Raw genomic sequence first — 26,200 nt, forward strand, 5'->3', positions numbered from 1 at the left:
ACGGAAGCGGCCAAAGATACTGGCAGCCCCGGCTGGCTACCACTCCCGCAGCAGCCAAAGTAGCTTCAGCGCATCCAGCGCCCGCAGCGAAGGTTTGTTCCCTAACAGATTGCGCCGCAGCAGCGGCTCGGCGGCAGCGAGGACAGCTTGCGCCGCGCCCGCCAGCCCGACCCGGCGCAGGCGCTCGGCGGCTTGCACCAGGCGCGTGGCGCGGCCCAGCCCATCGATGCGCAACACCTGGGCGAGGTTGCGCACGGCCTGCTGGCTTTTGGTTAGGAAAACGGCGGCGGGCTCCAGGCCATCGTGCAGCACGGGGTTGTCGAGGTGGCGCACGGGCACGTGGGCGCGGCTTAGCTCCAGGCCAAATCTGGTGTCTTCGTGGCCGTAACCGCTCAAGCGCTCATCAAGCGGGTATTTTTGCAATAGCGTCTTGGGCAGCAGCGCATTATTAATAGTCAGCTGGCCGCCAGGGTCGCGTTGGCGCAGGGCGGCGGGGCGCATTTCGCGGCTGCGGCCGTAGTGCCAGCGCAGGCGCAAAGCGGGGTCGGCGGGCGGTATGGCCTCGTAGGTAGTGCCGCCGATTAACAGGGCAGGCGGCCCAGCGGTCTGCGCCTGGGCATAGCGGGCGAGGAATTGCTGGTCTGGCAGCAGACTGTCATTGTCGAGCAGTAGGAGCCACTCGTGTTTAGCGCTGATGGCCAGTTGGTTGCGAATAGCAGCTCGGCCTACATTCTGCGGTAGGTCTTGGTATACAACGTTGGGTAGCGCGGCCAGCGGCTGGTTTCGCAGCCGAAATTCTTCCGTCGAGCCGTCGTCCAGCAGCCGGATTTCAGCGGGGCCGGGCCAGTCGGGTAATTGCGCTAGCAGCGAATGAACCAGCGGCGCTACTTCACGATTGAAAACCGGAATCAGGATGGAAAGGCCAGCCATTTAGCGCGAGGTTTCGCGAGGTAAAAAGAGGTTTCGCCGGATGAGCAGCCTAGCTCTGCGAGGTCCGGCTATTTGCGGCCCGAATCCAGCAGCTGCCCACCTTGGCACGTGAGCACGCGGTGCGGGTAGCGCTCGATTAGCTGAAAGTTGTGCGTCGCCATAAGCACAGCCGTGCCCGCGTGGTTTATTTCCGTAAATAAATCCATGATGCCGTCGGCCACCTCGGGGTCGAGGTTGCCGGTGGGCTCGTCGGCCAGCAGTAATACCGGCTCGTTGAGCAGGGCGCGGGCGATGACGACGCGCTGCTGCTCGCCGCCCGAGAGGCGGTGCGGCATCCGGTTGCCCACGCCGCTGAGGCCCACCTGCGTCAGCACTTCCTGGATGCGCTGCTGCTTGCGGGCCTTGCCGCTCCAGCCGGTAGCGTTAAGCACAAACAGCAGGTTTTCAGCGACCGAGCGGTCGGATAGCAGCTGAAAATCCTGAAACACGATGCCCAGCTTGCGGCGTAGGTAGGGCACTTTGCCGGCGGGCAGCTTGGCCAGGTTGAAGCCCGCTACCTCGCCGGTGCCCACCAGCAGCGGCAGGTCGGCGTACAGGGTTTTAAGCAGCGACGACTTGCCCGCGCCGGTGCGGCCCACCAGGTAAGCAAACTCGCTCTTAGCCAGCGCAAACGTGACGCCCGCCAGCACGGCGCGCTCCTCCTGGGTCACGGTGGCGTCGCGTAGTTCTAGTACCGCCTCGGTCATTTTTAATGATTAATTGGTAATGACTAATGGCCAATAGTAGCGCTTCGCTAAGCATTACTCATTGACTATTAACCATTAGTCACTACAACTCCAGCTTACGCAGCTTGCCAAATTCCAGTTCGGAAATAACGGCCGCCAGGGGCACTTCCTGGCCTTCGAGGCCGTAGCGGTGCAAATCTTTGAGCGGGCGGTCGGCGCGGAAATAGGCAATCAGCACAAACTGCTCGTCGCGCAGCTGGATGTAATCCGGGATTTTGGCCTTGCCTTTTACTTTGATGATGTACACGAGTGTAGGGTAAGCTTTAGCTTGCCGTAAAAGTAACAGTACGCTTAACTAGTTAGTTAGCCAAAGGCAAGCTAAAGCTTACCCTACATTTTCTAGGCATTTACCTTTTTGTGGTCGGCCAGGAAGGTAGCCAAACCCTTGTCAGTCAGCGGGTGATTGAGCAAGCCCATAATCACGTTGAGCGGGCAGGTCACTACATCGGCCCCTAGCTCGGCGCACTGGATGAGGTGCGGCACGTGGCGCACGCTGGCAGCCAGTACTTCGGTGGCATAGCCGTAGTTGGCAAAAATCTCGATAATCTGGGCAATTAAGCCCAGGCCGTCGGCGCCGATATCATCGAGGCGGCCCACGAAGGGCGACACGTAAGTAGCGCCAGCTTTGGCAGCCAGAATGGCCTGGCCGGCCGAGAAGATGAGCGTGCAGTTAGTGCGGATACCTTTGTCGCTGAAATACTTGATGGCTTTCACGCCTTCCTTGGTCATCGGCACTTTCACCACGATGTTGGGGTGCAGGTCGGCCAGGGCCTCGCCTTCGCGGATGATGCCTTCAAGGTCAGTAGCGATTACTTCGGCCGACACGTCGCCGTCCACGATGTCGCAGATGGCCTGGTAGTGCGCCATTACGGCATCGGTGCCCCGGATGCCTTCCTTGGCCATCAGCGAGGGGTTGGTAGTCACGCCGTCGAGCACGCCGAGGTCTACGGCTTCCTGAATTTCGGCCAGGTTGGCCGTGTCGATGAAAAACTTCATTTTATTAGCTGCTGGCTGTCAGCTATTGGCTGTTAGCTTTTTGCTAACAAACCAATACATTCGCAGCTAACAGCTAACAGCCAATAGCTAACAGCCTATAAATAAAAACCGGCCCAAAGCTACGCGCCGACTGCCAAAGCGGGCAGGCAAACGCGGCTCGGGGCCGGCTCGAAAAGACAAAAAAAAGCGAGCCAAAATCGCACCGCTCAACCACCTACCCTTGCTGCCTTCCGGCCCTGGGGGAGTTCAGCAGGAGCTGGTCGTTCTGACTCGCCGGTGCAAAGATAGACCGCAGATTCGAACGGATTTGTAGGATTTAACGGATACGCCCGCTGGCGCGGGCTGACTTGTTTGGCTGTTAGGGAGTTATTTTATGAAAATATATTTTTTAGCGGAACGGGCAGGCACTAAAAAGCCGTGCTGGGCGTGCCAATGCTCCCTTTTACTCCTTTATCAGGCGGTGCACCGAGGTAGCGTCGCCCTGCGTGAGGTGTAGTAGGTACGTGCCGGCGGGCAGGTCGGCGAGCGGCAGGGTGGCGGTGCCATCGGCGGCGGGGGCCAGGCGGGTGGTGGCGCGCACGGCGCGGCCCAGCGCGTCGGTGAGGCGGTAGCTGGCGGGCTGCAAGCCGGGTAGTTGCACGCGGCAGGCGGCCGTGGTGGGGTTAGGGTACACGTCGGCCAGCAGAGTGGCGGCGGCGCGGGCGCTGGTAGTGGTGCCGAAGGTGAGGCGCAGGTTCACGAGCACGTCGCTGACCGACAACGTAGGCGTGCTGGTGTTGCTGATGGCCGTGCCCGTGGTATTGCGCCGGCTGACATTAGTGCCTACGAAATCGTAGTTCCAGAGAGTAGAGCCGGTGTTGCCGCCGCTGCGCAGCACCAGCAGCGAAAGGTTGTTGGTGTTATTATAAGCGAAGGGGGTGGCCAGCTGCACCTCCTGAAAGCCGCTGGTGCCGGTGTTGGTAAACGAGCCCGCCCACACGCGCTGGTAGCCAGTAGTATCGAGCGCGCCGGCCGTGAACACAGAGGCGGTCGTGTGCTTGAGGTACAGCACCGTGCGGGTGAGCGGGTCTTGGAAAGCGCCGCTGTTTTTCTGGAAAGCGAGCCGGGTGATGGTACCCGCTTGGTTGAGCTGGCTTTGCTTGTAAATGGCCTCATACACGGCGTTGGCCTGCGTGCTGTTGAACGGGCTCAGGGCCGAGCCGCTCGTCCCGACGTTCACGGTTACGACCTGAGCCTGGGCGGCCGAAGTACCTAACGCGAAAGTCAGTACGCTGCTGGCAAGGAGTAAGGTTTTTTTCATGGGAAGGAAAGGAAAAAGTGAGGAATTGGTGAAGAAATGCGTACCTAAAAGTAGCCACTTCTCAATAAAAATGAACAGCCGGGCTTTTTATCCTCCCAATCTGAGCGGGCCACCCATTTGAGGGCGTTGGCGCGGGCGCTACCTTTGTGCCCCATGCAGCAGATTCTGATTTTAGACTTCGGTTCGCAATACACGCAGCTCATTGCCCGGCGCATTCGCGAGCTGCACGTTTTTTGCGAGATTCACCCCTACACCCACGCCCCCCAGCTAGCCGCGCGCATTGCCGCCGGCGACGACAGCTTGCGGGGCGTTATTCTTTCGGGCTCGCCCTGCTCGGTGCGCGATGCCGACTCGCCCAACCCCGACCTTAGCGGCATTCTGGGTAAAGTGCCCGTGCTGGGTATTTGCTACGGCGCGCAGCTGCTGGCCCAGCAGGGCGGCGGCGAGGTGCTGCCGGCCACCATCCGCGAGTATGGCCGGGCGCGGCTGACATCGCTGGAAGAGGCCTCGCCCCTCCTCACCGGCCTGCACCTAGATACGCAGGTCTGGATGTCGCACGGCGACACCATCAAGACCTTACCGTCTGAGTATAACATCATTGCCAGCACGCCCGAGGTGGCGGTGGCAGCCTACCAGCTGCCCGGCCAGGACACCTACGGCATCCAGTTTCACCCCGAGGTCACACACTCGACCGAGGGCAAGCAGCTGCTGGCCAACTTCGTGGTCAACATCTGCGGCTGCGACCAAAGCTGGACGCCCGAGCACTTCGTAGACTCGATGGTGACGGCCCTGCAAAACACCGTCGGCCCCGACGACCAGGTGATTCTGGGCCTCTCGGGCGGCGTGGATAGCAGCGTGGCGGCGCTGCTGCTGCACCGCGCCATCGGGCCGCGCCTGCACGGCATTTTTGTCGATAACGGCCTGCTGCGACAAAATGAATTCGCTTCGGTATTAAAGGCTTACGAAGGCTTAGGCCTGAACGTGACTGGCGTGGATGCCTCTTCGGAATTCTACGCCGCCCTAGCCGGCCTCACCGACCCCGAGCAGAAGCGCAAGGCCATCGGCCGCACCTTCATCGAGGTGTTTGACCGCGAGGCGCAGAAGGTGGAAGGCGCGCGCTGGCTGGCCCAGGGCACCATCTACCCCGACGTTATCGAGTCGGTATCGGTGCACGGCGGCCCGGCCGTGACCATCAAGAGCCACCACAACGTGGGCGGCCTGCCCGAGAAGATGAACCTCAAAATCGTGGAGCCCCTACGGATGCTCTTCAAGGATGAGGTGCGCGAGGTGGGTGCCACGCTGGGCCTGCCCGGCGAGATTCTCAACCGCCACCCCTTCCCCGGCCCCGGCCTGGGCATCCGCATCCTCGGCGACATCACGCCCGAGAAAGTGGACTTGCTCCAGCGTGCCGATGGCGTGTTCATCAACCTGCTCAAGGAGCGCGGCCTCTACGAGCAAACCTGGCAGGCCGGCGCTATGCTGCTGCCCATCCAGAGCGTGGGCGTGATGGGCGACGAGCGCACCTACGAGCGCGTGGTAGCCCTGCGCGCCGTGACGAGCGTAGACGGCATGACCGCCGACTGGGCGCACCTGCCCTACGAGTTTCTGGCCGAGGTGAGCAACAAGATTATCAACCAGGTACGCGGCATCAACCGCGTGGTGTACGATATTTCGAGCAAGCCACCCGCTACTATCGAGTGGGAATAAGGACCACAGATTAAACTGATTTTAGCGGATAGAACGGATTTTTTGTGGTTGTCACTCTCCTTTGATGGTTGGTGGTGATTGCAGAAAATCCGTTCTTTTTTCTATTTATAGTCAGTTTAGTTCAACTCGCCAAGAAATGCTACTCGGCCAAAAACCACAAAAAATCCGTTCCATCCTCTAAAATCAGTTTAATCTGTGGTCTGGCTCTGTCTTCAACATCTACCCGACGAAGGCCCCGGCTACGCCGCCGACTGGCTGGCCGTGCACGGCCACTCACTCACGCTTGTTCGGCTCTTCGAGCCGGAGCCAGCTTTTCCAGCCCTGGCCGACTTCGACGGTCTACTCATTTTGGGTGGGGCGATGAGCGTGCGCGACGAAGCGCGTTTTCCGTGGCTGGTTGAGGAAAAAGCCTTTTTGCGCGAGACGCTGCGGGCCGGCAAAATCACGCTGGCCATTTGCCTGGGCGCACAGCTGCTGGCCGAAGCGCTGGGCGGCGAGATACGGCCCAACCCCGAGCCCGAAATCGGCTTCTGGACGGTGCGCTTTTCGGCCAAAGCGCTAACCCATCCGCTACTGCGCGGCTGGCCCGACAAAGCCGCCGTGCTGCACTGGCACTTTGACACCTTCACGGTGCCGCCGGGCGCGCTGCGCGTGGGCATGTCGGCCGGGTGCGCGGCGCAGGGCTTCGTGTGGGGCGATGGGGTTATCGGCCTCCAGTTTCACCCGGAGATGACGGAGGACATGGTAGAGGATTTGATAGCTTTTGAAGACCACGAAACAGCCGAAGAACAAGAGTTTGTGCAAACGGCGGCACAGATTCGTGGCAAGCTGAAATCGGTGTGGAAAGGGCGAAAGTTACTGGAAACGCTACTGGAAAATATGACAGCGCTACACGAGGGCGAAGCGGGCTCGACGCTGGCCGCCGTTTAGCGCGCAGCGCGCAACGGCAGGCCGACGAGTGGGGCGAGTCTCCCGACTCGCGAAACCCCTGGCACAACGACGCGCCTGGGATTTATACACTGGCTAATATTTTAGCTATTAGCATATAACAGAAACCAACATTTTGGGGAGCGCAGTATTAAGTACGCGAGTCATGAGACTCGCCCCACTCGTCGGCCTGCCGTTACGCGCTGCGCGCTAAACGGCGGCCAGCGCCATTCGCTTAGTCAGCCCGCGCAGCGGGCGTATCCGTTAAATCCTAAAAATCCGTTTGAATCTGCGGTCTAGAAACCTTTAGGCAGCTCTATCCCCTTAATCGTCTTGTACAAGCTCAGCGCGTGCTGGTCGGTCATGCCGGCCACGTAGTCGGTGAGCAGCAAAATCTGCTCGTAGGCCGACGCGCCCGCCTGCGGGCCGATGGCGCGGTACTGGCTGGGCAGCAGGTCGAGCAGCTTGCGCGAACGGTGGTTTTCCTTTTTGTCGAAAATGGCGCACAAAAAGGCATCGAGCAGGCCGCCGAGCACCTCGAAGCCCGCCGCCTCAATTTCGAGCACAGGGCGCGAGCGGTAGAGCTTGTCGATGCTGAGGCGTTGAATCTCTTGCAAATGCTCGTAGCCGCTCAGCTCTTTTACCAGCGAGGCATCGTAGGTGCCGGCCAGGATGGCGGGCGCGTGCTGGGCAAAGCAAGTGGCCGTTTCATCGACAAGCTGGCCGATGAGCGTGGCGCGCAGGTAGCCCAGCTCCTCCTGCCAGTCGCGCCAGTGCAGGCCGCTGCTGCCCGCGCCGCGGGGGCGGGCGTTGGGGGCGGCGGCGCGCAGCTCGCGCAGCAGCGCAAGGCCGCGCTCGTGGTCGATGAGGCCGAGCTTGAGGCCGTCCTCAAAGTCGATGATGCGGTAGCAAATATCATCGGCCGCCTCGACCAGGAAGGCCAGCGGGTGGCGGTGGTAGAAGCCGGCCGCCGCGTCTTTGGGGCGCAAGCCCAGCTCCTCAGCCACGAGCTTGAAGCGCGGGTTTTCGGTCTGAAAATGGCCGTATTTCTTCTCGCTCGCGCCGCCCTGCTTTTTGGCCTCGCCGACTACCGACGGGCGCGGGTACTTGGTAAACGCGCCCAGTGTGGCGTAGGTGAGGCCCAGCCCGGCCGAGCCGCTGCTGAGCGCCGCGTAGGTGTGCGTGAGAATGCGAAAGCCCGCCGCGTTGCCCTCAAAGTGCTGCAAGTCGGCCTGCTCGGCGGCACTGAGGCCGGTGGTGAAGCGCTCGGCCGCCCGACTGGCGAAGTAGGCCGAAATGGCGTCCTCGCCCGAGTGGCCGAAGGGCGGGTTGCCGATGTCGTGGGCCAGGCAGGCCGAGGCCACGATGTCGCCGCAGTCCTGGGCGAAGTCGGACAGTTCGTCGGCAATAGCCGGGTCGGCTTCGAGCACGCGGCGGGCCGAGAGGCGGCCCAGCGAGCGGCCCACGCAGGCCGTTTCGAGCGAGTGCGTGAGGCGGGTGTGCACGAAGTCGGTTTCGGGGAGCGGCATCACCTGGGTTTTGCGCTGCAAGCGCCGGAAGGCCGACGAGAACACGACCCGGTCATAATCAGCGAGGTAGGGCGAGCGGCCGGGCATGGGCACCTCGGCGGGGCGGTCGGGGTAGCGGCGGGTAGAAAGCAGGCGGGACCAGGGCGTTGACATTTAACAGTTAGCAATTATCATTTAACAAGGGGCAGGAAAACAAAGAACGGTCATGCTGAGCGGAGCGCAGCGAAGTCGAAGCATCTCTTTAGCAGAGTAACTCCTGACGCCAGCAACGAAGCGGCAGAGATGCTTCGGCTGCGCTGCGCTCCGCTCAGCATGACCGTTATTTGTTCGCCCTTTTCTATTCACCTTCTGCAATGAAACACCGCCTACCCCTATTCTTCGCCATCCTCAAAATCATCTCGGGCCTGCTGCTGGCGGGCTACGGCACTTACGAGCTGCAACGCGACGAGTACCTGTACCTCGACTACGGCCGGCATTTGGCCTGGGGCTACATCGAGGTGCCGCCCCTTACGGCCCTGCAAAGCTGGGTGACGCTGGCGCTGGGCGGCGGCTTTTTTTGGGTGAAGGCCTAGCCGCTGCTGTGGGGCGCGCTCACCATTTACGTGGTGGTGCAGCTGGCGCGACGGCTGGGCGGCGGGCCGTGGGCGCAGGCGCTGGCGGGCGTGTGCTACCTCAGCACGGCCTACGGGCGGGTCAATCTGCTATTCCAGCCCAATGCCTTCGAGATATTCAGCTTTACGCTAGCCACTTACCTGCTGGTGCGGCACGCGCAGCCTGCTGGCCGGCCCCGGCACCTCTACGCCCTGGGCATCGTACTGGGGCTGGGTGTGCTCAATAAGTACACGACGTTTTTCTTCGGCGCGGCGGTAGTGGGGGCGCTGCTACTTACCGCGCCGCGCACCTTTGGGCGGCGGCCCGTCTGGCTGGCGGCGGGGCTGGCGCTGCTGGTGGCGTCCCCTACCCTGCTGTGGCAGGTGGCGCATGGGCTGCCCTTCCGGCACCACATGGCGCTGCTGCACGACCAGCAGCTGGTAAACGTGACGCCGGGCAATTTCTGGAAAGAGCAGGTGCTGATGAACCTGCCCGCGCTGCTGGTGTGGGTGCCGGGGCTGTGGGCCGCGCTGCGCGGCCGGCCCGCACACGAGGCCCGCGCGGCGGGACTGCTGTACGTGGGCGGCATGTTGATTTTGAATGTATTGCACGGCAAAGCCTACTACGGCCTGGGCTACTACCCGGCGCTGTTTGCGGTGGGCGCGGTGTGGTGGCAGGCCCGGCTGGCGGCGCGGCCCCGGCTACGAGTGGCCCTGCGGGTGGCGCTGCTGGTACTGCCGCTGGCGCTGCTGGCCCCGTTGCTGGTTGTCATCTACCCCATCCTGCAACCTACTCAGATGGTGCAACTCAACCAGAAACCTTTCTATAAAAAGTTGGCCCTCAACCGCTGGGAAGACGGCCAACTGCACCCGCTGCCCCAGGATTTTGCCGATATGCAAGGCTGGCACGAGCTGGCCGATAAAGTGTGGCTAGCCTACCGGGCGCTCCCCGACTCGACCCGCGCCCGCACCCTCATCAAGTGCGACGACTACGGCCAGGCCGGGGCCATCAACTACTACAACCGTGGCCGCAATATGCCCGCCGCCACCAGCTTCAATGGCAGCTACTTGCACTGGTTTCCGGCACCGCCGCCGCGCCCCTGGCGGCACCTGCTGCTGGTGGGCGAGGGCCACCCTAGCGAGCTAGTGCCTTATTTTGAGCACCTGGAGAAAGTGGGCGAAATCACCAATCCCTACGCCCGCGAGCGGGGCGAAACTATCTACCTCGGCACCGGCCCGAGCCCGGCGCTGCTGGCCCGCGTGCAGGCCGAGCGACAGCAGGAGCTGGCCGCCTGGGAGGGCGGGCTGAATTAGTAATGCTTGCCTACTCCTCCCGCTCCACTACCGCCTCCGCGCGCCCCAGCAGGCGCACGGTGGCGTAGCCCAGCAGCAAAAACGCCCAAAAAACGACCGTTACGCCCCAGGTTTGCCAGTTGTGGAAGGGGTGCAGGAAGCGCTGCACGATGTCGTAGAACAATGTGAACGGATTGCTGAGAATATCCCAGGAATTGAAGCGCAGGTAGCGGCCCAAATACACCCCAAACGCGCTGAGGCCCAGCGCTACCGTGGCGAAGCCCCAGCCCGCCCAGAAGCCCAGCCGCTGCCGCACCAGCGTGTGCATGTCGATGAGCGAGGAGTAGGCCAGCATCAGGCCATTCCAGGCGCAGGACATGATGAGGGCCAGGTCGTACCAGTAGGGCACGCCGGCGCGGGGCTCGAGGTGAAAGAGGTCGGTAACGAGGTAGGGCGCATTGGGAAAGAACAGCAGCCACACCGCACCCACTGGCAGCAGCAGGCGCGCTTTGGGCCGGTAGGCGGCTAGGTGCAGCGCCGCGCTCAGCCCAAATGGAATGGCGGCCAGAAACAGGTTCCAGAGCAGAAATACAAACAAAAACTGCTTGGTAATGGCCACGCGCACGGCGATGAGCGCGAAACTGAGGGCCAGCGACAAGCCCAGCACGAGCAGCAGCGGCAGCCGGTGGCGCAGGGCGGGGCGAGAAAGGGGCATGGTCAGGTTCATAGGATTTTGTTACAGGTTAGACATGAGACGTTATGAGACGTTAGACATGAGAACTGTTTTACTAAGCATTCTCATGTCTCATGTCTAACGTCTCATGTCTTTTTACTAATCTTTCTCACGTCTAACGTCTCATGTCTTGGTAGAACGCTAAAGTAGGGATGCGCGGCGAGTAGGCTGCACCCACCCCCTCCCAGCCGGGCGTACCTTTGCGGCAGCTAACGCGGCCGCTGCGCCGTATCAGTCCCCCATGACTCTTTTTTACCGGGCCTTGCTTTTACCTAAGCGCCTCTTGCTTTTGCTGCCGCTGACTTTGCTCAGCCTGGCCGCCGCCGCCCAGGGCCAGCTGGTGCAGTACCGCACCGCCAAAAACCAGCTCGACCAGGGCCACTACGACGTGGCCATGAAGCAATTGCAGCCCCTGGCGCAGCCCGTCAACCACTTTGCGCAGGCCGCCGATGCGGGCTACCTCTACGCCGTGGCTGCCACGCGCCAGGGCCAGTGGGCCGAGGCCGAGCAGATGCTCAACCTCATCCGCCACGAATACCCCACCTACGCGGCCCTCAACGAGGTGCTGTATCTGCAAGGCCAGGTGTCGTTTGAGCAAGGCGACTACGACAATGCCCTGCGCACCCTGGGCCAGCTACCCGCCGAGCAGTACGCCGCCCTGCGCGAAAGCTTGCAGGCCAACTACTTAGGTAAGCTTAAAGACCGCGCCACCTGGCAGCGCCTGCGCCAGCGCTACCCCAACAGCAAGCTCGTGGGCCGCCTCTACGCCGACTTTCTGCGCGGCAGCGGCCCGCTCGCCGACGCCGACCGCCAGCAGCTCGATGCGCTCATCACGCAGTTTAAGCTCGACCGCAGCCAGTACGCGCCCGCGCCGGCCGCGCCCAAGGCGCTGCCCCGCAAGAGCACGTATAACATCGGCGTGCTGCTACCCTTTGAATTACAAGATAATACCTGGCAGACGCAGCGCAAAAACCAGTTCGTAACCGACCTCTACGCGGGCCTGCGCCTGGCCCAAGACTCGCTGCAACGCGCCGGGCACCCGGTGCAGCTGTTTGCCTACGACACGGGGGCCGATACACTGACGCTGAAGTCGGTGCTGGCCTTGCCCGAGCTCGCGGGCATGGATATGCTCATCGGGCCGGTGTACAAGTCGGGGGCGCGGCTGCTGGCCCGCTATGCGCAGGAGCACCAGATAGCGTGCATCAATCCGCTGTCGCAAGATGGTGATTTGGTGCTCGATAACGTGTACCACTACCTCTACATGCCCAGCGCGGCCACGCAGGGGCGGCTGGCGGCGCAGTTTGCGGCGTCGGCCTTCGGCACCGGCCGCCCGGCCGTGCTGCTGCGCGAAGATGCCAAGGACGACAACGATTTTGCCCAGGCTTACCAAGTGGCGTACCAGGAGGCGGGCGGCAAAATCCTGGAATCGCGCACCTTGCGCCCCGACGACGCGGCCAGCCTCGCGGCCGCTTTCGCGGGCCTCGACCTGGCCTCGGTCAGCCACGTAGTCGTGGCGTCCGACCACCGCAAAGCCGGCCCGGCCACCTTCGCGGCGCTGCAAGCCGTGCCCGCCGCTACCCGCCCGGCGCTACTCGCGCCCGGAGCCTGGCTCGACAACCCCAGCCTCGACCCCGGCCAGCTCGGCGGCCCTACTGTGTACTACTACCACCCCAAATACTTTGATAACCAGCGCCCTGGCTACCGCCGCTTCCGGCAGCTGTACTTGGCCAAGCAAAACCTGCCGCCCTCGGTATTCGCCAGCCAGGGCTTCGAGCTGCTGCTGTTTTTTGGTAATGCGCTCCAGCAGTTTGGCCCGGCGTTTCAGAGCGGGCTGGCCACGCTGCCGCCCCTGCCGGGCGCGGTGTTCGAGGGCCTCGCCTACCCCGGCACCGCCCACGACAACCAGGTGGTGCCGATGGTGAAGCTCAGCAACCTGGAGCTGCAATTGGTACGGTAGTTTAGTGCTTAGTTGTTAGTGCCTGGTGCCTGGATTTTGGCATTAAGCACTAACAACTACTAATACTAAGCACCAAGCACTAACAACTAAGCACTAAAATATGACTACTTCCGAAAACCTCTTTGCCCGCGCCCAGGACCTGATTCCGGGCGGAGTTAATTCGCCCGTTCGTGCCTTCCGCGCGGTGGGCGGCGCGCCCATCTTTATGCAGTCGGCCGAAGGCGCCTGGCTTACCGATGTCGATGGCAATCAATACGTTGATTTCATCAACTCGTGGGGGCCGATGATACTTGGGCACGCGCCGGCCGTGGTGCTCGATGCCGTGCGGGCGGCCCTGCCGCACTCGCTTTCCTACGGCGCGCCCACCCGGCGCGAGGTTGAGCTGGCCGAGCTGCTGATTGAGATGGTGCCGAGCGTGGAGAAAGTGCGGCTCGTGAACTCGGGCACCGAGGCCACGATGTCGGCCATTCGGGTGGCGCGGGGCTACACCGGGCGCGCCAAGATGCTCAAGTTTGAGGGCTGCTACCACGGGCACGGCGACTCGTTTTTGATTGCGGCCGGCAGCGGCGCGCTCACGCTGGGCGCGCCCGACTCGCCGGGCGTAACTGAGGGCGTGGCCCAGGACACGCTCACCGTTCCGTATAATGACGTGGCCGCCGTGAAGGCCGCCATCGCCGCCAACCCCGACCAAATCGCGGCCATCATCATCGAGCCGGTGGTGGGCAACATGGGCCTGGTGGAGCCCGCGCCGGGCTTTCTGGCCGAGCTGCGGGCGCTGTGCACCGAGCACGGCATCGTACTGATATTCGACGAAGTAATGACGGGCTTTCGCCTCGCACCCGGCGGCGCGCAAGAGCTATTCGGCATCACGCCTGACCTCACGACGATGGGCAAAATCATCGGCGGCGGCCTGCCCGTGGGTGCCTACGGCGGCCGCGCCGACATCATGAACCAGGTGGCCCCGGCCGGCAAGGTGTACCAGGCCGGCACGCTGTCGGGCAATCCGCTGGCCACGGCCGCCGGCCTGGCCCAGTTGCGCTACCTGCACGAGCATCCCGAGGTGTATCAGCAGCTCGAAGCCACCACCGCCCGCCTCGCCGACGGCACCCGCGCCATTGCCCGCGAGTTGGGCCTGAACTACACCGTGAACCGCGTGGGCTCGATGTTCAGCTTATTCTTCACCGCCGAGCCGGTGAATAACCTGGAAGACGCCAAAAAGGCCGATTTGCCGGCCTTCGGTCGCTACTTCCACGCTATGCTGAAGCGCGGTATCTACCTGGCTCCGTCGCAGTTTGAGGCGCTGTTTATCTCAACCAGCATCACCGACGAGCTGGTGGAGAAGTACCTCACGGCCTGCCGCGAGTCGCTGCAAGAGGCATACGGGCTGGCGGCGTAGCGCTGCTTTTGGGTCAGGATAAAACGTCATTTGGGGCGGGCTGCCGGCTTTTCGCCGGCTGTCCGCTCTTCGCGGAATAAGCCCACGCCTACGCTCGCCCACCTAACGACGAGCGGACAGCCGGCAAAAAGCCGGCAGCCCGCACCCGATGCCGCGCCTCCAAAACGGCGCTACCTTCACGCTATGCTATCTACTCCTCGCTTTGTTATGCGCTACTTGCTCAAGCTGCTGCTTTTTATACCATTTTTAAGCTTTGCCCAGGGCGAAACGCCCGCGCAGGCCAATAAAAAGCTGTTTGACCGCACCATCGACGAGCTGAACTTTCGCACCTTCGAAACGGTGTACGACAAGCACTTCACGCGCCAGAAGTTTCCGGCCGGCCTGCGCACGGCGGCGGCCCGGCGCGACTTCACTAGCTTTGAGGGTAATGCGGAGCTGCAAAAGCTGTTTCTGAACTATAACGGCGTGGCCGAGCGCTACAAAAACCGCTTCGGCGGCGGGCAGCTGTCGCAGGCCGAATTTGAGCGGCAGCTAAACTCGGTAGTGCGCGACCGCAATTTTGAGTTTTTCATTCGCGGCCTGCCGCGCGATGAGCGCTCGGCCCTCATTCGCAACGAGGAGCGGGTTATCAAGCAGGCTGTGGCCCGCTTCAACGCCAGCGGCGAAACCGCCGCCAACGTGCCCACCGCTGCCGAAGAGCCCGAGCCCGCCGTGGCCTCGGCCCCGCTCACCACCAACGACCCCGCCCCGGCTGCCGAGCCGGCCGACGAAAACCCCGCCCCCACCGCCGCCGAGCCCGAACTGCGCGCCCCGGCCGGCGAGGCCGCGCCCACGGGCGGCCCCGGCTGGGTGGGTTATCTCACGCTGCTCAGCAGCCTGGGCACGCTCGGGCTGCTGGGCTTTGGGCTGCTGAGCGTGCTGCCCGAGTTGCGCCGCTTGCAGCGCCGCGTGCGCGAGCTAGAGGCGCAGGCCACCAACCAATCAGCTTACAATGAGCCCGATGCCGACGACTACGCGCCCGAGCCGGCCGAGGCCAAGCCCAGCCTGTTTAGCCGCCTGCGCGGCCCGGCCACCGGCGAGCTGCCCGACGACAGCTACGGCGATGACGAAGACGACGAGCCCAACCCGCACTACCCGCAGCGCTAGCGCTGCCGGGCTTGGTAGCGCGAACTTTGTAGTTCGCGTTCGTTAGGGCCCGTTCGGGTGCTCGCTACCACACGCGAACTACAAAATTCGCGCTACTTACTCTCTTTTACCTCTTGGCGAAAGCGCTTACAAAATCCGCGCAACCCGCTATAATCCACGCTAATCCGTGATTCTGACCGACCAACAAATCCGCGCCGAAATGGAGCGCGGTACCATCGTGGTGCAGCCCTACGACCCTGCTTGCTTGGGCACCAACTCCTACGACGTGCATTTGGGCCGCTACCTGGCCACCTACGACGATGCGGTGCTCGACGCCCGCCGCCATAATAAGATTACCACCTTCGAGATGTCGGCCGAAGAAGGCTACGTGCTCCAGCCCGGCATCCTGTATTTGGGCGTGACGGAGGAGTACACCGAAACCCACGCGCACGTGCCCTTTCTGGAGGGCAAGAGCAGCGTGGGCCGCCTGGGCATCGACATCCACGCCACGGCTGGCAAAGGCGACGTGGGCTTTTGCAACCACTGGACGCTGGAAATCAGCGTGTCGATGCCGGTGCGGGTGTACCCCGGCATGCCCATCGGGCAGCTCATCTACTTCGGCTTGCAAGGTGATGTACAAACGTTTTACAACCGCAAGCAGTCGGCCAAGTACAACGACCGCACCGACCGCCCGGTGGAAAGCATGATGTGGAAAAACGCGTTTTAAAGGCTATAGGCTAAGCGTTGGCTTGCCCGCATCAGGCTAAGCTAGCCTGGCGCGGGCAAGCCAACGCTTAGCCTACAGGTTAACCTCCGCGTTCACTTCTTCGTTAAGAACTGTCGATTGCCGCGTCATTTTTGGCGCGCTAATTGGCTATTGCAAACTTTAAACTTTGCCTTTTCTGACGATGAAGCTTGCCTTTGCCCCTTTGCTGCTGGCTTTTGCCGCACCAGCTTTTGCCCAGCAGCCCGCTACCCTTTCGGCCCCTACCACCACGGCCGTGCGCGACAAAACCCAGTCCAGCCCGCGCCTCAACCCTGTGGAGGCCCGCGCCGAGCACCTCAGCAACACGATGGTGCGCGACCTGCACCTCAACAATTACCAGGCTACTAAGCTGCGCGCCATCAACGCCGACAAAACGGCTAAGCTCGACGCCTTGGAGCGCCAGTATGCCCAAAACGCGGCCCAGCTCGAGCAGCAATCGAAGGTGGTGGTGCGCGAGCGCGACCAGGAGTTGCAGGCCGTGCTCACGCCCGACCAGTACTCCGATTATTTCGACGCCCGCAAGCGCTATGCGCAGGTCGATAAAAACTACGCCAATTCGGCTTCGGCCTCTATTTTGGTGAATTCCATTCAGAACCCGGTGCCGGCCCGCGATAACAACGCCACCATCGGCCCGGCCCGGCCGGCTACCCGCACCAGCCGGCCCGCCGTGCGGCAGTAGCCCACTCTCTACTTTCTTACTATGCAAAAGCCCTGACGCAGCGTCAGGGCTTTTTTTGTGCGCCCGCGTGGTAGCTACGGCGAGCGGCCGGCCGGGCCGGACAGCAGCGGCAGTTGGGCGCTGCATCAAAAAAGTACTACCCAGCTATATTTTTTTGTTTAAAAAGGCAGTTTGGATATTACTTTTCCGGCCGCAACACGGCTTATTCCTGCTTCACAGTCATTTTATTACCAATCACCATTCCCCCTTTTTTTCATGAAAAAACCATTTACCCTTTTTTCTAAGCTGCTGCCTGTGGCGCTGGCCTGGGGCCTGGGCCTGACCGCCGCCGCGCAGGTAAACTACAGCACGGTGCCACTCACGGCCGGTAGCTTCTCACACGATGTCATTGCCAACGGCTCGGCGGCCCTGCTGCCCGCCAACTCGACCACAAACGATGTGGATGCAGCTGGGTATTACCTCATTTCGCAGGACTACTACACCGCCTCGACGCCCCACACCTCGGGACTGCCCAACAGCGGGCTCATTCCTAACTCGATAGCGGGCTACTCCAACCTCACGTACCAGCTGGCTTCGTACTCGGCCAACAACTCGCTGCGTATTTCGCCGGCGGGCAGCACGGGCACGGTCACGTTTGCCACGCCCACGGCGGCGGCCGAGCTATACGTGCTGGCCATCAGCGGCAGCGGAGCCTCCACGGTCACGATGACGGTGAACTACTCGGACGGCACGAATACGGCCTTCGCAGGCCAGACGTATCCCGACTGGTTTACGGCCTCGGCCAGCCAGAACGTATTCGGCGCTTCGGCCCGGGCCAGCGCCGCCGCGCCGGTTTCGGCCACGGCGGCGGCCAATACGGCCCCCTTCCTGAGCCAGGTGAAGCTGACCGTGCCGGCGGCGAAAACCTCTACGACCGTTACGGGTATTACCTTCACGACGGCTACCGGCTCGGGCGTGCTTAACATTCTGGCCGTGAGCGCCGGCACGCCGGCCCCCAACTGCGCGGCGGCCCCCACCACCCTGACCACCGTAGCCAGCACCACCGCCGGCGGCGGCACGGCGCTATCCGCGGCCTGTCCCTCCACCAGCATCTATTTGTCGGTGAGTGGCGTGCCCAATAACAGCGGCTACACTTACCAGTGGCAGTCGTCGACGACGAGCGCCACCACGGGCTTCAGCAATATCAGCGGGGCTACCAGCAGCACCTACACCGCTACCGGCCAGACCGTTACGACGTACTACCGCGTGCTCGTGGGCTGCCAGTATGCCGGCACCGGCAGCACGCCTACCACCGCCACGGCCGTGCAGATTACGCAGAATGCCCCGACCTCGTGCTACTGCACGCCTACCTATACCAACGGTGGCAGTACCGACAACATCTTGAATGTGCAATTGGGTACGCTTAATAACCCCACCACGGGCAATGCCTCGCCCTACTACCGCGATTATTCGGCCCAGCAGACGGGCAGCGCCGCCACGCTGCAAATTCCTGCCATAGCCCAGGGCAGCACGGCCACCGTCAGGCTCACGCTTGGCACAGATGGCACCCAGTACAGCGCCGTGTGGATTGATTTCAACCAGAACGGCACGTTTGAAACAACGGAGTTCTTCTCTTTGAATACCAGCGTTAATGGCAGCGGCACACCGGTGGCTATTCCGGTAGCCGTTCCGGCCACGGCCACGCTGGGTCAGACCAAAATGCGCGTGCGCGGCGGCGAAGACAATATCATCACCAGCGACAAGGCGTGCGGTGCCAGCACCTCGGGGGGCTACGGCGAAGCCGAAGACTACTTGGTAAACATCGTGGCGGCCGGCTCCTGCACGGCCACTGCGGCCACCTTCAGCTACCCGGCTGCCAGCTTCTGCACCAATGCTACCACGGCTCCCACCGTTACGCTGGCCAGCGGGGCCACGGCCGGCACGTTTAGCTCGACTACGGGCCTTACCATCAATGCTACTACCGGCGCTATTACGCTCAGCAGCAGCACGCCCGGCACCTACATCGTCACCAACACCGTGGCCGCTACCGCCACCACCTGCGCCTCCTCGGCCACGACTACCGTCACGGTAGCCGCCGCGCCCGCCACGCCGACCCTCACCACCAGCGGCACGGCGGCTACGGGCATCACGCTCACATCGAGCGCAGCCAGCGGCAACCAGTTTTACCTCAACGGCAACCTCATCCCCGGCGCCACGGGCACGTCGTACCTCGTCAACTCGGGTACCAAAAACGGCCAGTACATTGTTATCGTGACCAACGCCGCCGGTTGCTCGGCCATCTCGGCCCCCGTGAACATCACCGTGACGGCCGCCGCCACCGCCCAGGCCAGCACCGCGCTCACCGTGGCCCCCAACCCCACCCGCGATGGCCTGCTGACCCTGGAGCTCAGCGGCTTCCGCGAAACCGTGGCCCTGACGGTAACCAATGCCCTGGGCCAGCGCGTGGTCGAAAGCACCGTGGCCGGTACCGCCCTCGGCCAGAAGCAGACGCTGAACCTGAGCGCCCTGCCCGCCGGCGTGTACCTGCTGCAAGCCCGCACCGCCAGCGGCGCGGTAGAAACGCGCCGCATCGTGCGCGAATAAGCTAACGGGGAGCATTGCCGGTGGCGATGCTCCCCGTTAGCCTGGCAACTCATAGCCAGCGGCAGCCTTAAAAAAAGCCTCTCACTGCGCAGTGAGAGGCTTTTTTATGCTAAACAGGTAGCAAATGACTTCGCTTGGCCGCCGCTAGAAGGGCAACTACACGTTGGGCCGGTTGTCCTGGCCCTGCTCTTCGAGGTAGTCGGTAAGCTCTTGGCAGAGGGCGCGCATTTTGGCGGCCATTTTTTGGTCGCTGGTGGCGGTGATGATGGTTTCGGCCATCGAGCCGATGGTATCAACCACGAAATACTTCATGGCATCGGTGGGCATGTCCTTGGTCCAGAGGTCGATTTTCATCGTGCCGTCGGCGTTGCGGTCCCAGATAGAAATATTGATGGCCTTGGCAAAGTGAATATCCTGCCCGGCATCGGTGGCCTGCCAGCTAATGGCCTCGGGTACTTTCTGGTCGTCCAGCGCAATGCTAAAACGGATTTCTGACTTCTTCATCGCAGATTCAAACGGATTTTCAGGATTTAACGGATACGCCCGCTACGCGGGCTGACTGCTTGACGGGTAGGCAGGGCAGGCTGCTTTTCCGCTACCTAATTTAAAGTAAAAACTGGCTACGCACTTCGTAGCCAACACGCTAAATTATAGTATAGCGCGGCTATAAAAATGGATTATCCAAATAAGCTCACTAAACCAGTTAAATGCAAAATACAAAAAGCCAGCGGCTATAGCCCAAAATCCTTCCACCAACTACTCGCCTATCAATAACTTACCTACCGGGCGGACGGCTAGCCACTACTATCCCGTCACTTGCACACTTCCACCTACCCACCTCCCAACCACTCGCACTTGCACACCCAACACCACTACCCACCCAAACCCAGGCCTCACTCGGGCTAGCGGCTGGGGCACCCCACGCGCCCGGCTGCACCACGCTGGCCTAGCCAGCCCGGCGCAGCCGGGCATATCCGTTAAATCCTACAAATCCGTTTGAATCTGCGGTCTAGACGTAGTTATTGAGCATCACGGGCATCACCAGCATCAGGATGCTCTCGTTATCATCGGCCTGGGCGGGCATCAGCAGGCCGGCGCGGTTGGGCGTGCTCAGCTCCAGGGTAATCTCGTCGGAGTCGATGTTGCTCAGCATTTCGAGCAGGAAGCGGGCGTTGAAGCCGATTTCCATGTCTTCGCCGTCGTACTGGCAGGCCAGCGTTTCCTTGGCTTCGTTCGAGAAGTCGAGGTCTTCGGCCGAAATAATGAGCTCCGAGCCCGTGAGGCGCAGGCGCACCTGGTGGGTCGTCTTGTTGGAGTAGATGCTGATGCGGCGCACCGAGTTCAGCAGCTCGGCCCGGTTGATGGTCAGCTTGTTGGGGTTGCTGACGGGAATTACGTTCTCGTAGTCGGGGTAGCGCTCGTCGATGAGGCGGCACACCAGGCGCATCTGGTTGAACGAGAAGAAGGCGTTGCTTTGGTTGAACTCGACGCGCACCGGCGTAGCCTCGCTGGGCAGCGAGCTTTTGAGCAGGTTAAACGCCTTGCGCGGGATGATGAGGTTAGCGGTTTGGCCCGCGCCCACGTCCTGGCGGCGGTAGCGCAGCAGGCGGTGGCCGTCGGTGGCCACGAAGGTTACCTGGGCCTCGCCCAGCTGCACCAGGATGCCGGTCATGGCCGGGCGCAGCTCGTCGGTGCTCACCGCGAAAATGGTCTTGTTGATAGCCCGCGCCAGCGACGACGACGGAATCTCGACCGGGGCCGAGCCCTTCACCACCGGCACGCGGGGGAAGTCGGCGGCATTTTCGCCGGCTAGCTTGTAGCGGCCGTTGGCCGAGCTGATTTCGATGTTGTAGGTTTCCTCGTCCAGCGTGAAGGTTACGGGCTGGTCGGGCAGGTTCTTGAGCGTATCGAGCAGGATGCGGGCGGGCGCGGCAATGCGGCCAGCTTCTTGCGCCTCGATGGGCAGCTCGGTTATCATGCTCGTTTCGAGGTCGGAGGCCGTAATCGTGAGCTTACCGGGCTCAATCTCAAAGAGAAAGTTCTCCAGAATGGGCACCACGGGGTTGTTCGTAACCACGCCGTTGATGCTCTGGAGCTGCTTGAGCAGGGCCGAGGACGAAACGATGAATTTCATATAAAAAGTGAGCTAGAGCCGTTTTGAGAGGGGCGCAAAGATACACCGGCGGGCGGGGTTTTGGGGAAGCGTTTGGCGGGTGGGGCCAGGCGGCGCGGGCGAGCTATCCACCCAGGCCGGCCAGCGCTGCTACCATGGCCCCCACCAGCGTATTGAGCGAGTTCACCGCGTCGTTATTCAACAGGTGGCGGCGCTCCAGCGTCGCGCCCAGCACCGAGTCGGCGAGGTTGCCGGCCGTGCCCGCCAGCAGCAGCCACCCGAAGGCCAGCCCCCAGCCCACGCCCACGCAGTAGGCAGCGGCGATAATGGCGCTACCGGCCAAGCCCAGCAGCGTGCCTTCGCGGCTGATGACGCCATCAAGGCCACGCTGGTCGGGCTTGAAAGTCAGAATATTATAATAGCGCCGCCCGTACACGTTGCCCAGCTCGGAGGCCAGCGTGTCGGCGGCAGCCGAGGCAAAGCTGCCGGCCAGCATCAGGCGCAGCAGCGGCGCGTGGGCGGGCAGCCGCCAGGCCAGCAACCCTAGCAGGCCGGCCACGCCGGCATTGGCCAGCACCTGGCCGGCAGTGCGGCGGCCGCGGTTGGCTTCGGCCAGGCCGAGGCGGCGCTTGTCGGCCACGCGCCAGGCCGAGGCCGCCGTACCCAGGCCAAAAAACAGGGCCAGCGATGCCAGCCCCGACCAGCCCGCCCCGAGGTAGATGAGCAGCCCAAGCGCCCCGCCCACCCACACGGCGGGCACGGTGAGCTTGCCCGCGCGGGCGCTGTAGGCCATGCCCAGGCCCAGCAGTAGTACGACGAGGGCCAGCTGGAGCGGCATCGGGAGAAATAAAGTGGTAGCGGTGGCCAAAGGTAGAGCCACTGCGCCACAGGGCTCGGCTGCCGAAGGCAGCCTCTGGCCTACCCTACTTTTGTTCTGATGATTAGTCTAGCCCCCCCGGCCCCGGTAGTTTGGGCGCAGCCTATTTTAAAGCAGACTGTGCGGCCGGCGGGCACCACCTGCGCTACGCTCGTCGTGGCGGAGATTGGCCGGCCCGCGGGGCGCGCTGCCCAGGGGCCCGCCCGCCGCCCGCTGCCCGCGAGGCAGCCGATAGCCAAGCCGCCCGCCCCGCCAATGGTGACGCTGGACCTGGCGGCCTTCGGCGTGAAAAATGACGCGCGCCTCGGGGCCGACGACCAGTTGCTCGGCGGCACCGACAACGCGGCCCGCCTGCTGGCGCAGCGGGCGGCCATCACCGGCCGCTATGCCTTTCGGCAGCAGCCCCGGCTTTATGTGCGGCTGCCGGCCGGCGGCGTCACGGCGTACAGCAAAAACTACTGGGCCAACAGCTGGCGCTGGGTGATTTTCGACCTGAACGGCGGCACGCTCAAGCCTACCCCATCCCAAAACGACAACTATTTGCAGCGCACGCTCAACAACGGCGAGTTGCTACAGATAGACCGCGACCGCTACCACGGCACCAAGTCGTACCTCACGGCTTTGAAAATCAACACCGTGTCCAAGGGCAGCCGGGTGCTGGTGGTGAAAAATCCCCGCCAGCTCGTGCCCAGCGTGTACTACAAGGGGGCGCGCATCACGGTGTATTCGCGGGAGGTGGTGCTGGGCGAATCGGCCTACCCGCCCGGCACCACGCACAATGAGCGGCCGCTCACCATCGCGGCCATCGACTACCGCACCGGCCGCCTCACCCTCGACCGCCCCCTCGACTACGAGCACCGCGCCGACTACCCCGAAAACCCCCAGACCTCGGGCGGCGGCTCGGGGCAGGCGCGCATCCTGCCGCTCGACGACCCACGCCGGCCCTACGCCGACTACGCCGAGTTTCGCAATGGCACCATGCTTTCGGCCAGCGCCGCCGCGCCCAGCGCCGTGGCCTGGGTGGCCAATGAGGTAGTGTACCGCAACATCACGACCCACCAGGGCGGCACGGCTACCGAAGCCCTCACCAGCACCACTTTCATCGGCGGCGACCTGGGCGGCGAGTTTGAGGACGACAAGCTCAACGGCTGGGTCCGGCGCCAGAACACCCGCGTGCGCGGCCTCGTCTCGAACGGCGGCGGCTGCCGGGGCAGCGCCTGGGTGGGCGGGCGCAGCGATAAAAGCATTCAGCTGGCCGCGCCCCTCGTGGACGTGGACGGGGTGGAGTGCTGGGCCAGCCGCTACATCACGGATGTGGGGCCGAAGGCCGTGGCGCACAACGCCGACCCGGCCGTGGGCTCCTACGCCGGCTTTCACCACACCCAGCGCTACCGCCTGCGCCACCTCAAGCTCGGGGCTACCAACAACACTTCGGCCTACCTCAGCCCCGCCGAGTTTCGCACCGTCCGGGTTACGTCGGTCGATAAGGGCCGGGCGGGCTTTTATTGGGATGGCGGCCGCGACTCGCCCGCGCTGCTCGTGTGGCGCGGGGCGGGCGTCGGCACCCGCTTCTACACCCAGGATGGGGCCAAAATCGGCCGCGCCACGCAGGAAGTGGCCTTTGTGGGCAAGACGCCCGCCTGCACCAGCGGCACGTTTTACGTTGCGCTCGCCGGCTGCACGCCCCAGGTGGGCGACGTGTACGAGTTCAGCAACGTGCTGAATGTGCTCGACGAGGGCGGCCACACCATCCTCACGCCCCAGCACCCGGCGCGGCTGTATTCAGAAGAAACGCTGGCCTGGAAGGGCAACCGCGCCCCGGCCGGGGCCAAATCGCGCGGCATTACGCTGACCAAAAGTGACTTGCGCTACAACGAGCACGGCGCGGCCTACTTCCAGCTGCGGGGCTTTCCGACCAGCGTTACCTTTAAGAACCCCACCGCGGCCAGCGGCAAGGTCAAAATCTCGCTGCTCGACAAGGCCAACGCGGGCTACGACCTCTGCTGCTTCGCCCTGAATTCGACCCAGCCGCGCACCTGCTCGGCCAAAGGCAGCACGGGCGGCCTGAGCGTTATTAAAGGTGGCGAGCCAGATTTGAACCAGTACTTCGCGGGCGGCTTCAACCGCTGGGCCTACACCTGCAACGTGTTCATTGGCAACATCAGCCCGGCCCAGGCCCCGGAGTTTTCGCTCACGCTCACCTTCGACACGTACTAGAGCTATTTCTTAAGGCAGTATACGGATGCGTGTAGAGACGCATCCTTGCGTCTTGCGTCAGGCGAGCTGAATAACGCCAGACGCAAAATATTGCGTCTCTACACCCGCCGTCTGTATTCTGTCTATCGGCACCGAAACCGCTAACGGGTAGCAAGCAAAAAGCCCGCCTGAATTGACTTCAAGCGGGCTTCTTAGCTGCCAATGCGACTAGCGCAGAGAGGAAGGGATTCGAACCCTCGATGACCTTTTGAGCCATACACACTTTCCAGGCGTGCTCCTTCGACCACTCGGACACCTCTCTGAATGGGGCTGCAAAGATAGGCGAAAAAGTGAGGCAGCGAGCGGCTGCGCAAGTAAAGAAGCTTAAAAAGCGTGTTTTTAGCTGCTTTTCCGCTTTTTCCACCCTACGGCAGCGTGATTTCGCCGCGCAAATCCTGGCTGAGCAGGCGGCGGGTTTCGGCTTCGCCCAAGCCCAGGCCCAGCACAAACATGAGCTTGGTAATGGCCGCTTCGCTGGTGATATCGTCGCCGCCGATGACGCCGAGGCGGCCCAAGTGGGCGCTGGTTTCGTAGTGGCCCTGCACCACGCGGCCTTCCTGACACTGGCTCACGTTCAGGATATAAACGCCGCGCCGGCTGGCGTTTTCGAGGCATTCCAGAAACCACGGCGCGGTGGGCGCGTTGCCCGAGCCGTAGGTTTCGAGCACGCAGCCGCGCAGGCCGGGCACGCCCAGCACGGCCTCCACCACGGCCGCCGTGATGCCCGGAAACAGCCGCAGCACGGCCACATTTTCGGTTAGCTGCGCGTGCACCCGGAGGCGGGCGGCGGGCAGCGGCCGGATGTCTTTGTCGGCAAAGGTGAGCGTGATGCCGGCGCGGGCCAGCGGCGGGTAGTTTTCGCTTTTGAAGGCGGCAAACTGCTGGCTCTCGACCTTCTTGGCGCGGGTGCCGCGAATCAGAATATCGTCGAAAAACAAGCCGACCTCGGGCAGGCGCATGTGGCCGCCGGGGTGGCGCGCCCCGGCTACCTCGATGGCCGTGAGCAGGTTGCGGGTGGCGTCGGAGCGGGTGCGGCCCACCGGCAGCTGCGCCCCGGTGAAGACCACGGGCTTGCCCAGGTTTTCGAGCAAAAAGCTGAGCGCCGCCGCCGAGTAGGCCATCGTGTCGGTGCCGTGCAGCACCACGAAGCCGTCGAAACTATCGTAGTGCTGCCCGATGAGCTGGGCGAGCAAGAGCCAGTCGGCGGGCACAACGTTGCTGCTATCGATGGGCTCGGGGAAGGCCAGCAGCTCGATGTGGTAGGGCAGCTGGTGCAGCTCGGGCATGAGGCGGTCGAGCTTGTGGAAGGGCATCGGCACCAACTCACGGCGCTTGTTCACGGCCATGCCGACCGTGCCACCGGTGTAAAGCATGAGTAGGCGCGGGGCCGCCGCATCGGCCACGGTGGGCAGCGTGAGCAGCGGCAAATCGGGGAGCGAAACGGGCATGGCGCAAAGAACGGTAGCCGAACCGTAGTCCGCGCCAGCCTTCCGCTAAAATAACCTGGCCGCCCTACATTAATGCGCTACCGCTGCCAAATGCTGCAATCGAATGCAAACAAACCTACTACCACGCAAACTACTGTCGCACTGATTACTATCGAAAATGCAACATTAATGCAAATAAGAGGGCTTGAATTTAGAGTAAGAGCCGGCCAC

22 protein-coding genes, 1 tRNA gene and 1 other RNA gene are annotated in these 26,200 nt (G+C 62.8%); 11 read left to right on the top strand and 13 right to left on the bottom strand.

Annotated features, from left to right (window positions below):
• Positions 1–36: 36 nt before the first annotated feature.
• The 6 genes from VFO93_RS05280 to VFO93_RS05305 form a co-directional block, all read right to left on the bottom strand.
• Positions 37–930: a glycosyltransferase gene (locus VFO93_RS05280; protein ID WP_325133290.1), complete on the bottom strand. Its 894-nt coding sequence runs from the start codon at positions 928–930 to the stop codon at positions 37–39.
• 68 nt (positions 931–998) lie between these two features.
• Entirely contained in the window at positions 999–1,676 is a 678-nt protein-coding gene (locus tag VFO93_RS05285) for a cell division ATP-binding protein FtsE (protein WP_325133291.1), read from the bottom strand.
• Between the two features lie 82 nt (positions 1,677–1,758).
• Entirely contained in the window at positions 1,759–1,962 is a 204-nt protein-coding gene (locus tag VFO93_RS05290; protein ID WP_325133293.1) for a fructose-6-phosphate aldolase, read from the bottom strand.
• A 92-nt stretch (positions 1,963–2,054) separates the two neighbouring features.
• The gene (gene fsa, locus VFO93_RS05295; protein ID WP_325133294.1) at positions 2,055–2,711 is read right to left on the bottom strand and encodes a fructose-6-phosphate aldolase; all 657 of its coding nucleotides are present in this window, start codon (positions 2,709–2,711) and stop codon (positions 2,055–2,057) included.
• A gap of 180 nt (positions 2,712–2,891) precedes the next feature.
• Positions 2,892–2,988, bottom strand: an RNA gene (gene ffs / locus VFO93_RS05300) — signal recognition particle sRNA small type.
• Positions 2,989–3,153: 165 nt separating this feature from the next.
• Positions 3,154–4,011 (bottom strand): T9SS type A sorting domain-containing protein, encoded by an 858-nt coding sequence (locus VFO93_RS05305; RefSeq protein ID WP_325133295.1) that lies wholly within the window; start codon positions 4,009–4,011, stop codon positions 3,154–3,156.
• A 153-nt stretch (positions 4,012–4,164) separates the two neighbouring features.
• On the opposite strand from VFO93_RS05305, the gene guaA reads away from it, so the two are divergent.
• Positions 4,165–5,718: a glutamine-hydrolyzing GMP synthase gene (gene guaA, locus VFO93_RS05310; RefSeq protein WP_325133296.1), complete on the top strand. Its 1,554-nt coding sequence runs from the start codon at positions 4,165–4,167 to the stop codon at positions 5,716–5,718.
• A gap of 195 nt (positions 5,719–5,913) precedes the next feature.
• The gene (locus VFO93_RS05315) at positions 5,914–6,648 is read left to right on the top strand and encodes a type 1 glutamine amidotransferase (protein WP_325133297.1); all 735 of its coding nucleotides are present in this window, start codon (positions 5,914–5,916) and stop codon (positions 6,646–6,648) included.
• A 293-nt stretch (positions 6,649–6,941) separates the two neighbouring features.
• On the opposite strand, the gene dgt is transcribed toward VFO93_RS05315, so the two are convergent.
• Positions 6,942–8,327: a dGTP triphosphohydrolase gene (dgt, locus tag VFO93_RS05320; protein WP_325133298.1), complete on the bottom strand. Its 1,386-nt coding sequence runs from the start codon at positions 8,325–8,327 to the stop codon at positions 6,942–6,944.
• Positions 8,328–8,527: 200 nt separating this feature from the next.
• Here dgt and VFO93_RS05325 point away from each other — a divergent pair, with 200 nt between their 5' ends.
• Positions 8,528–8,746: a hypothetical protein gene (locus VFO93_RS05325; protein ID WP_325133299.1), complete on the top strand. Its 219-nt coding sequence runs from the start codon at positions 8,528–8,530 to the stop codon at positions 8,744–8,746.
• A 6-nt stretch (positions 8,747–8,752) separates the two neighbouring features.
• Positions 8,753–10,078, top strand: a complete 1,326-nt coding sequence (locus VFO93_RS05330; RefSeq protein ID WP_325133312.1) for a glycosyltransferase family 39 protein — start codon at positions 8,753–8,755, stop codon at positions 10,076–10,078.
• A gap of 10 nt (positions 10,079–10,088) precedes the next feature.
• Here VFO93_RS05330 and VFO93_RS05335 read toward each other — a convergent pair whose 3' ends face one another.
• Positions 10,089–10,772: a DUF1361 domain-containing protein gene (locus tag VFO93_RS05335; protein WP_325133300.1), complete on the bottom strand. Its 684-nt coding sequence runs from the start codon at positions 10,770–10,772 to the stop codon at positions 10,089–10,091.
• 259 nt (positions 10,773–11,031) lie between these two features.
• Here VFO93_RS05335 and VFO93_RS05340 point away from each other — a divergent pair, with 259 nt between their 5' ends.
• From VFO93_RS05340 to VFO93_RS05365, 6 genes are all read left to right on the top strand, one after another.
• A complete protein-coding gene (locus VFO93_RS05340; protein WP_325133301.1) occupies positions 11,032–12,747 on the top strand; it encodes an ABC transporter substrate-binding protein in 1,716 nt (571 codons plus the stop codon).
• A 100-nt stretch (positions 12,748–12,847) separates the two neighbouring features.
• Positions 12,848–14,143 carry a glutamate-1-semialdehyde 2,1-aminomutase gene (gene hemL, locus VFO93_RS05345; protein ID WP_325133302.1) on the top strand — a complete coding sequence of 432 codons (1,296 nt, stop codon included), beginning with the start codon at positions 12,848–12,850 and terminating at the stop codon, positions 14,141–14,143.
• Between the two features lie 207 nt (positions 14,144–14,350).
• On the top strand, positions 14,351–15,289 hold the full coding sequence (locus VFO93_RS05350; RefSeq protein ID WP_325133303.1) for a hypothetical protein: 939 nt from the start codon (positions 14,351–14,353) through the stop codon (positions 15,287–15,289).
• Between the two features lie 166 nt (positions 15,290–15,455).
• Positions 15,456–15,995, top strand: a complete 540-nt coding sequence (gene dcd / locus VFO93_RS05355; RefSeq protein WP_325133304.1) for a dCTP deaminase — start codon at positions 15,456–15,458, stop codon at positions 15,993–15,995.
• A 181-nt stretch (positions 15,996–16,176) separates the two neighbouring features.
• Positions 16,177–16,713, top strand: coding sequence for a hypothetical protein (locus VFO93_RS05360; protein ID WP_325133305.1), 537 nt, complete (start codon positions 16,177–16,179; stop codon positions 16,711–16,713).
• Positions 16,714–16,968: 255 nt separating this feature from the next.
• Complete coding sequence (locus VFO93_RS05365; protein WP_325133306.1) at positions 16,969–19,296, top strand: GEVED domain-containing protein; 2,328 nt, start codon at positions 16,969–16,971, stop codon at positions 19,294–19,296.
• Positions 19,297–19,452: 156 nt separating this feature from the next.
• Here the strand turns inward: VFO93_RS05365 and gldC are convergent, their stop codons facing one another.
• From gldC to VFO93_RS05380, 3 genes are all read right to left on the bottom strand, one after another.
• Positions 19,453–19,800, bottom strand: a complete 348-nt coding sequence (gene gldC, locus VFO93_RS05370) for a gliding motility protein GldC (RefSeq protein ID WP_325133307.1) — start codon at positions 19,798–19,800, stop codon at positions 19,453–19,455.
• A 505-nt stretch (positions 19,801–20,305) separates the two neighbouring features.
• Positions 20,306–21,430 carry a DNA polymerase III subunit beta gene (gene dnaN / locus VFO93_RS05375; RefSeq protein WP_325133308.1) on the bottom strand — a complete coding sequence of 375 codons (1,125 nt, stop codon included), beginning with the start codon at positions 21,428–21,430 and terminating at the stop codon, positions 20,306–20,308.
• A gap of 103 nt (positions 21,431–21,533) precedes the next feature.
• Positions 21,534–22,247 carry a DUF92 domain-containing protein gene (locus VFO93_RS05380; RefSeq protein ID WP_325133309.1) on the bottom strand — a complete coding sequence of 238 codons (714 nt, stop codon included), beginning with the start codon at positions 22,245–22,247 and terminating at the stop codon, positions 21,534–21,536.
• Positions 22,248–22,346: 99 nt separating this feature from the next.
• Between VFO93_RS05380 and VFO93_RS05385 the strand changes: the two genes are divergently transcribed.
• Positions 22,347–24,503: a hypothetical protein gene (locus VFO93_RS05385; protein ID WP_325133310.1), complete on the top strand. Its 2,157-nt coding sequence runs from the start codon at positions 22,347–22,349 to the stop codon at positions 24,501–24,503.
• Positions 24,504–24,716: 213 nt separating this feature from the next.
• Here VFO93_RS05385 and VFO93_RS05390 read toward each other — a convergent pair.
• Together VFO93_RS05390 and VFO93_RS05395 are read right to left on the bottom strand one after the other, a co-directional pair.
• Positions 24,717–24,804, bottom strand: a tRNA-Ser gene (locus VFO93_RS05390).
• A gap of 103 nt (positions 24,805–24,907) precedes the next feature.
• Positions 24,908–25,990 carry a type I asparaginase gene (locus tag VFO93_RS05395; protein WP_325133311.1) on the bottom strand — a complete coding sequence of 361 codons (1,083 nt, stop codon included), beginning with the start codon at positions 25,988–25,990 and terminating at the stop codon, positions 24,908–24,910.
• Positions 25,991–26,200 lie beyond the last annotated feature (210 nt).

Source organism: Hymenobacter sp. (assembly GCF_035709525.1).
Lineage (GTDB): Bacteria > Bacteroidota > Bacteroidia > Cytophagales > Hymenobacteraceae > Hymenobacter.

What these genes read in the sequence shown, in the direction of transcription:
- VFO93_RS05305 (WP_325133295.1), bottom strand. Translation starts at nt 4,011, where the DNA reads ATGAAAAAAACCTTACTCCTTGCCAGCAGCGTACTGACTTTCGCGTTA.
- guaA (WP_325133296.1), top strand. Translation starts at nt 4,165, where the DNA reads ATGCAGCAGATTCTGATTTTAGACTTCGGTTCGCAATACACGCAGCTC.
- dgt (WP_325133298.1), bottom strand. Translation starts at nt 8,327, where the DNA reads ATGTCAACGCCCTGGTCCCGCCTGCTTTCTACCCGCCGCTACCCCGAC.
- gldC (WP_325133307.1), bottom strand. Translation starts at nt 19,800, where the DNA reads ATGAAGAAGTCAGAAATCCGTTTTAGCATTGCGCTGGACGACCAGAAA.
- dnaN (WP_325133308.1), bottom strand. Translation starts at nt 21,430, where the DNA reads ATGAAATTCATCGTTTCGTCCTCGGCCCTGCTCAAGCAGCTCCAGAGC.
- hemL (WP_325133302.1), top strand. Translation starts at nt 12,848, where the DNA reads ATGACTACTTCCGAAAACCTCTTTGCCCGCGCCCAGGACCTGATTCCG.
- VFO93_RS05325 (WP_325133299.1), top strand. Translation starts at nt 8,528, where the DNA reads ATGAAACACCGCCTACCCCTATTCTTCGCCATCCTCAAAATCATCTCG.
- VFO93_RS05340 (WP_325133301.1), top strand. Translation starts at nt 11,032, where the DNA reads ATGACTCTTTTTTACCGGGCCTTGCTTTTACCTAAGCGCCTCTTGCTT.
- VFO93_RS05335 (WP_325133300.1), bottom strand. Translation starts at nt 10,772, where the DNA reads ATGCCCCTTTCTCGCCCCGCCCTGCGCCACCGGCTGCCGCTGCTGCTC.
- fsa (WP_325133294.1), bottom strand. Translation starts at nt 2,711, where the DNA reads ATGAAGTTTTTCATCGACACGGCCAACCTGGCCGAAATTCAGGAAGCC.
- VFO93_RS05385 (WP_325133310.1), top strand. Translation starts at nt 22,347, where the DNA reads ATGATTAGTCTAGCCCCCCCGGCCCCGGTAGTTTGGGCGCAGCCTATT.
- VFO93_RS05350 (WP_325133303.1), top strand. Translation starts at nt 14,351, where the DNA reads ATGCGCTACTTGCTCAAGCTGCTGCTTTTTATACCATTTTTAAGCTTT.
- VFO93_RS05360 (WP_325133305.1), top strand. Translation starts at nt 16,177, where the DNA reads ATGAAGCTTGCCTTTGCCCCTTTGCTGCTGGCTTTTGCCGCACCAGCT.
- VFO93_RS05380 (WP_325133309.1), bottom strand. Translation starts at nt 22,247, where the DNA reads ATGCCGCTCCAGCTGGCCCTCGTCGTACTACTGCTGGGCCTGGGCATG.
- VFO93_RS05280 (WP_325133290.1), bottom strand. Translation starts at nt 930, where the DNA reads ATGGCTGGCCTTTCCATCCTGATTCCGGTTTTCAATCGTGAAGTAGCG.
- VFO93_RS05285 (WP_325133291.1), bottom strand. Translation starts at nt 1,676, where the DNA reads ATGACCGAGGCGGTACTAGAACTACGCGACGCCACCGTGACCCAGGAG.
- VFO93_RS05365 (WP_325133306.1), top strand. Translation starts at nt 16,969, where the DNA reads ATGAAAAAACCATTTACCCTTTTTTCTAAGCTGCTGCCTGTGGCGCTG.
- VFO93_RS05395 (WP_325133311.1), bottom strand. Translation starts at nt 25,990, where the DNA reads ATGCCCGTTTCGCTCCCCGATTTGCCGCTGCTCACGCTGCCCACCGTG.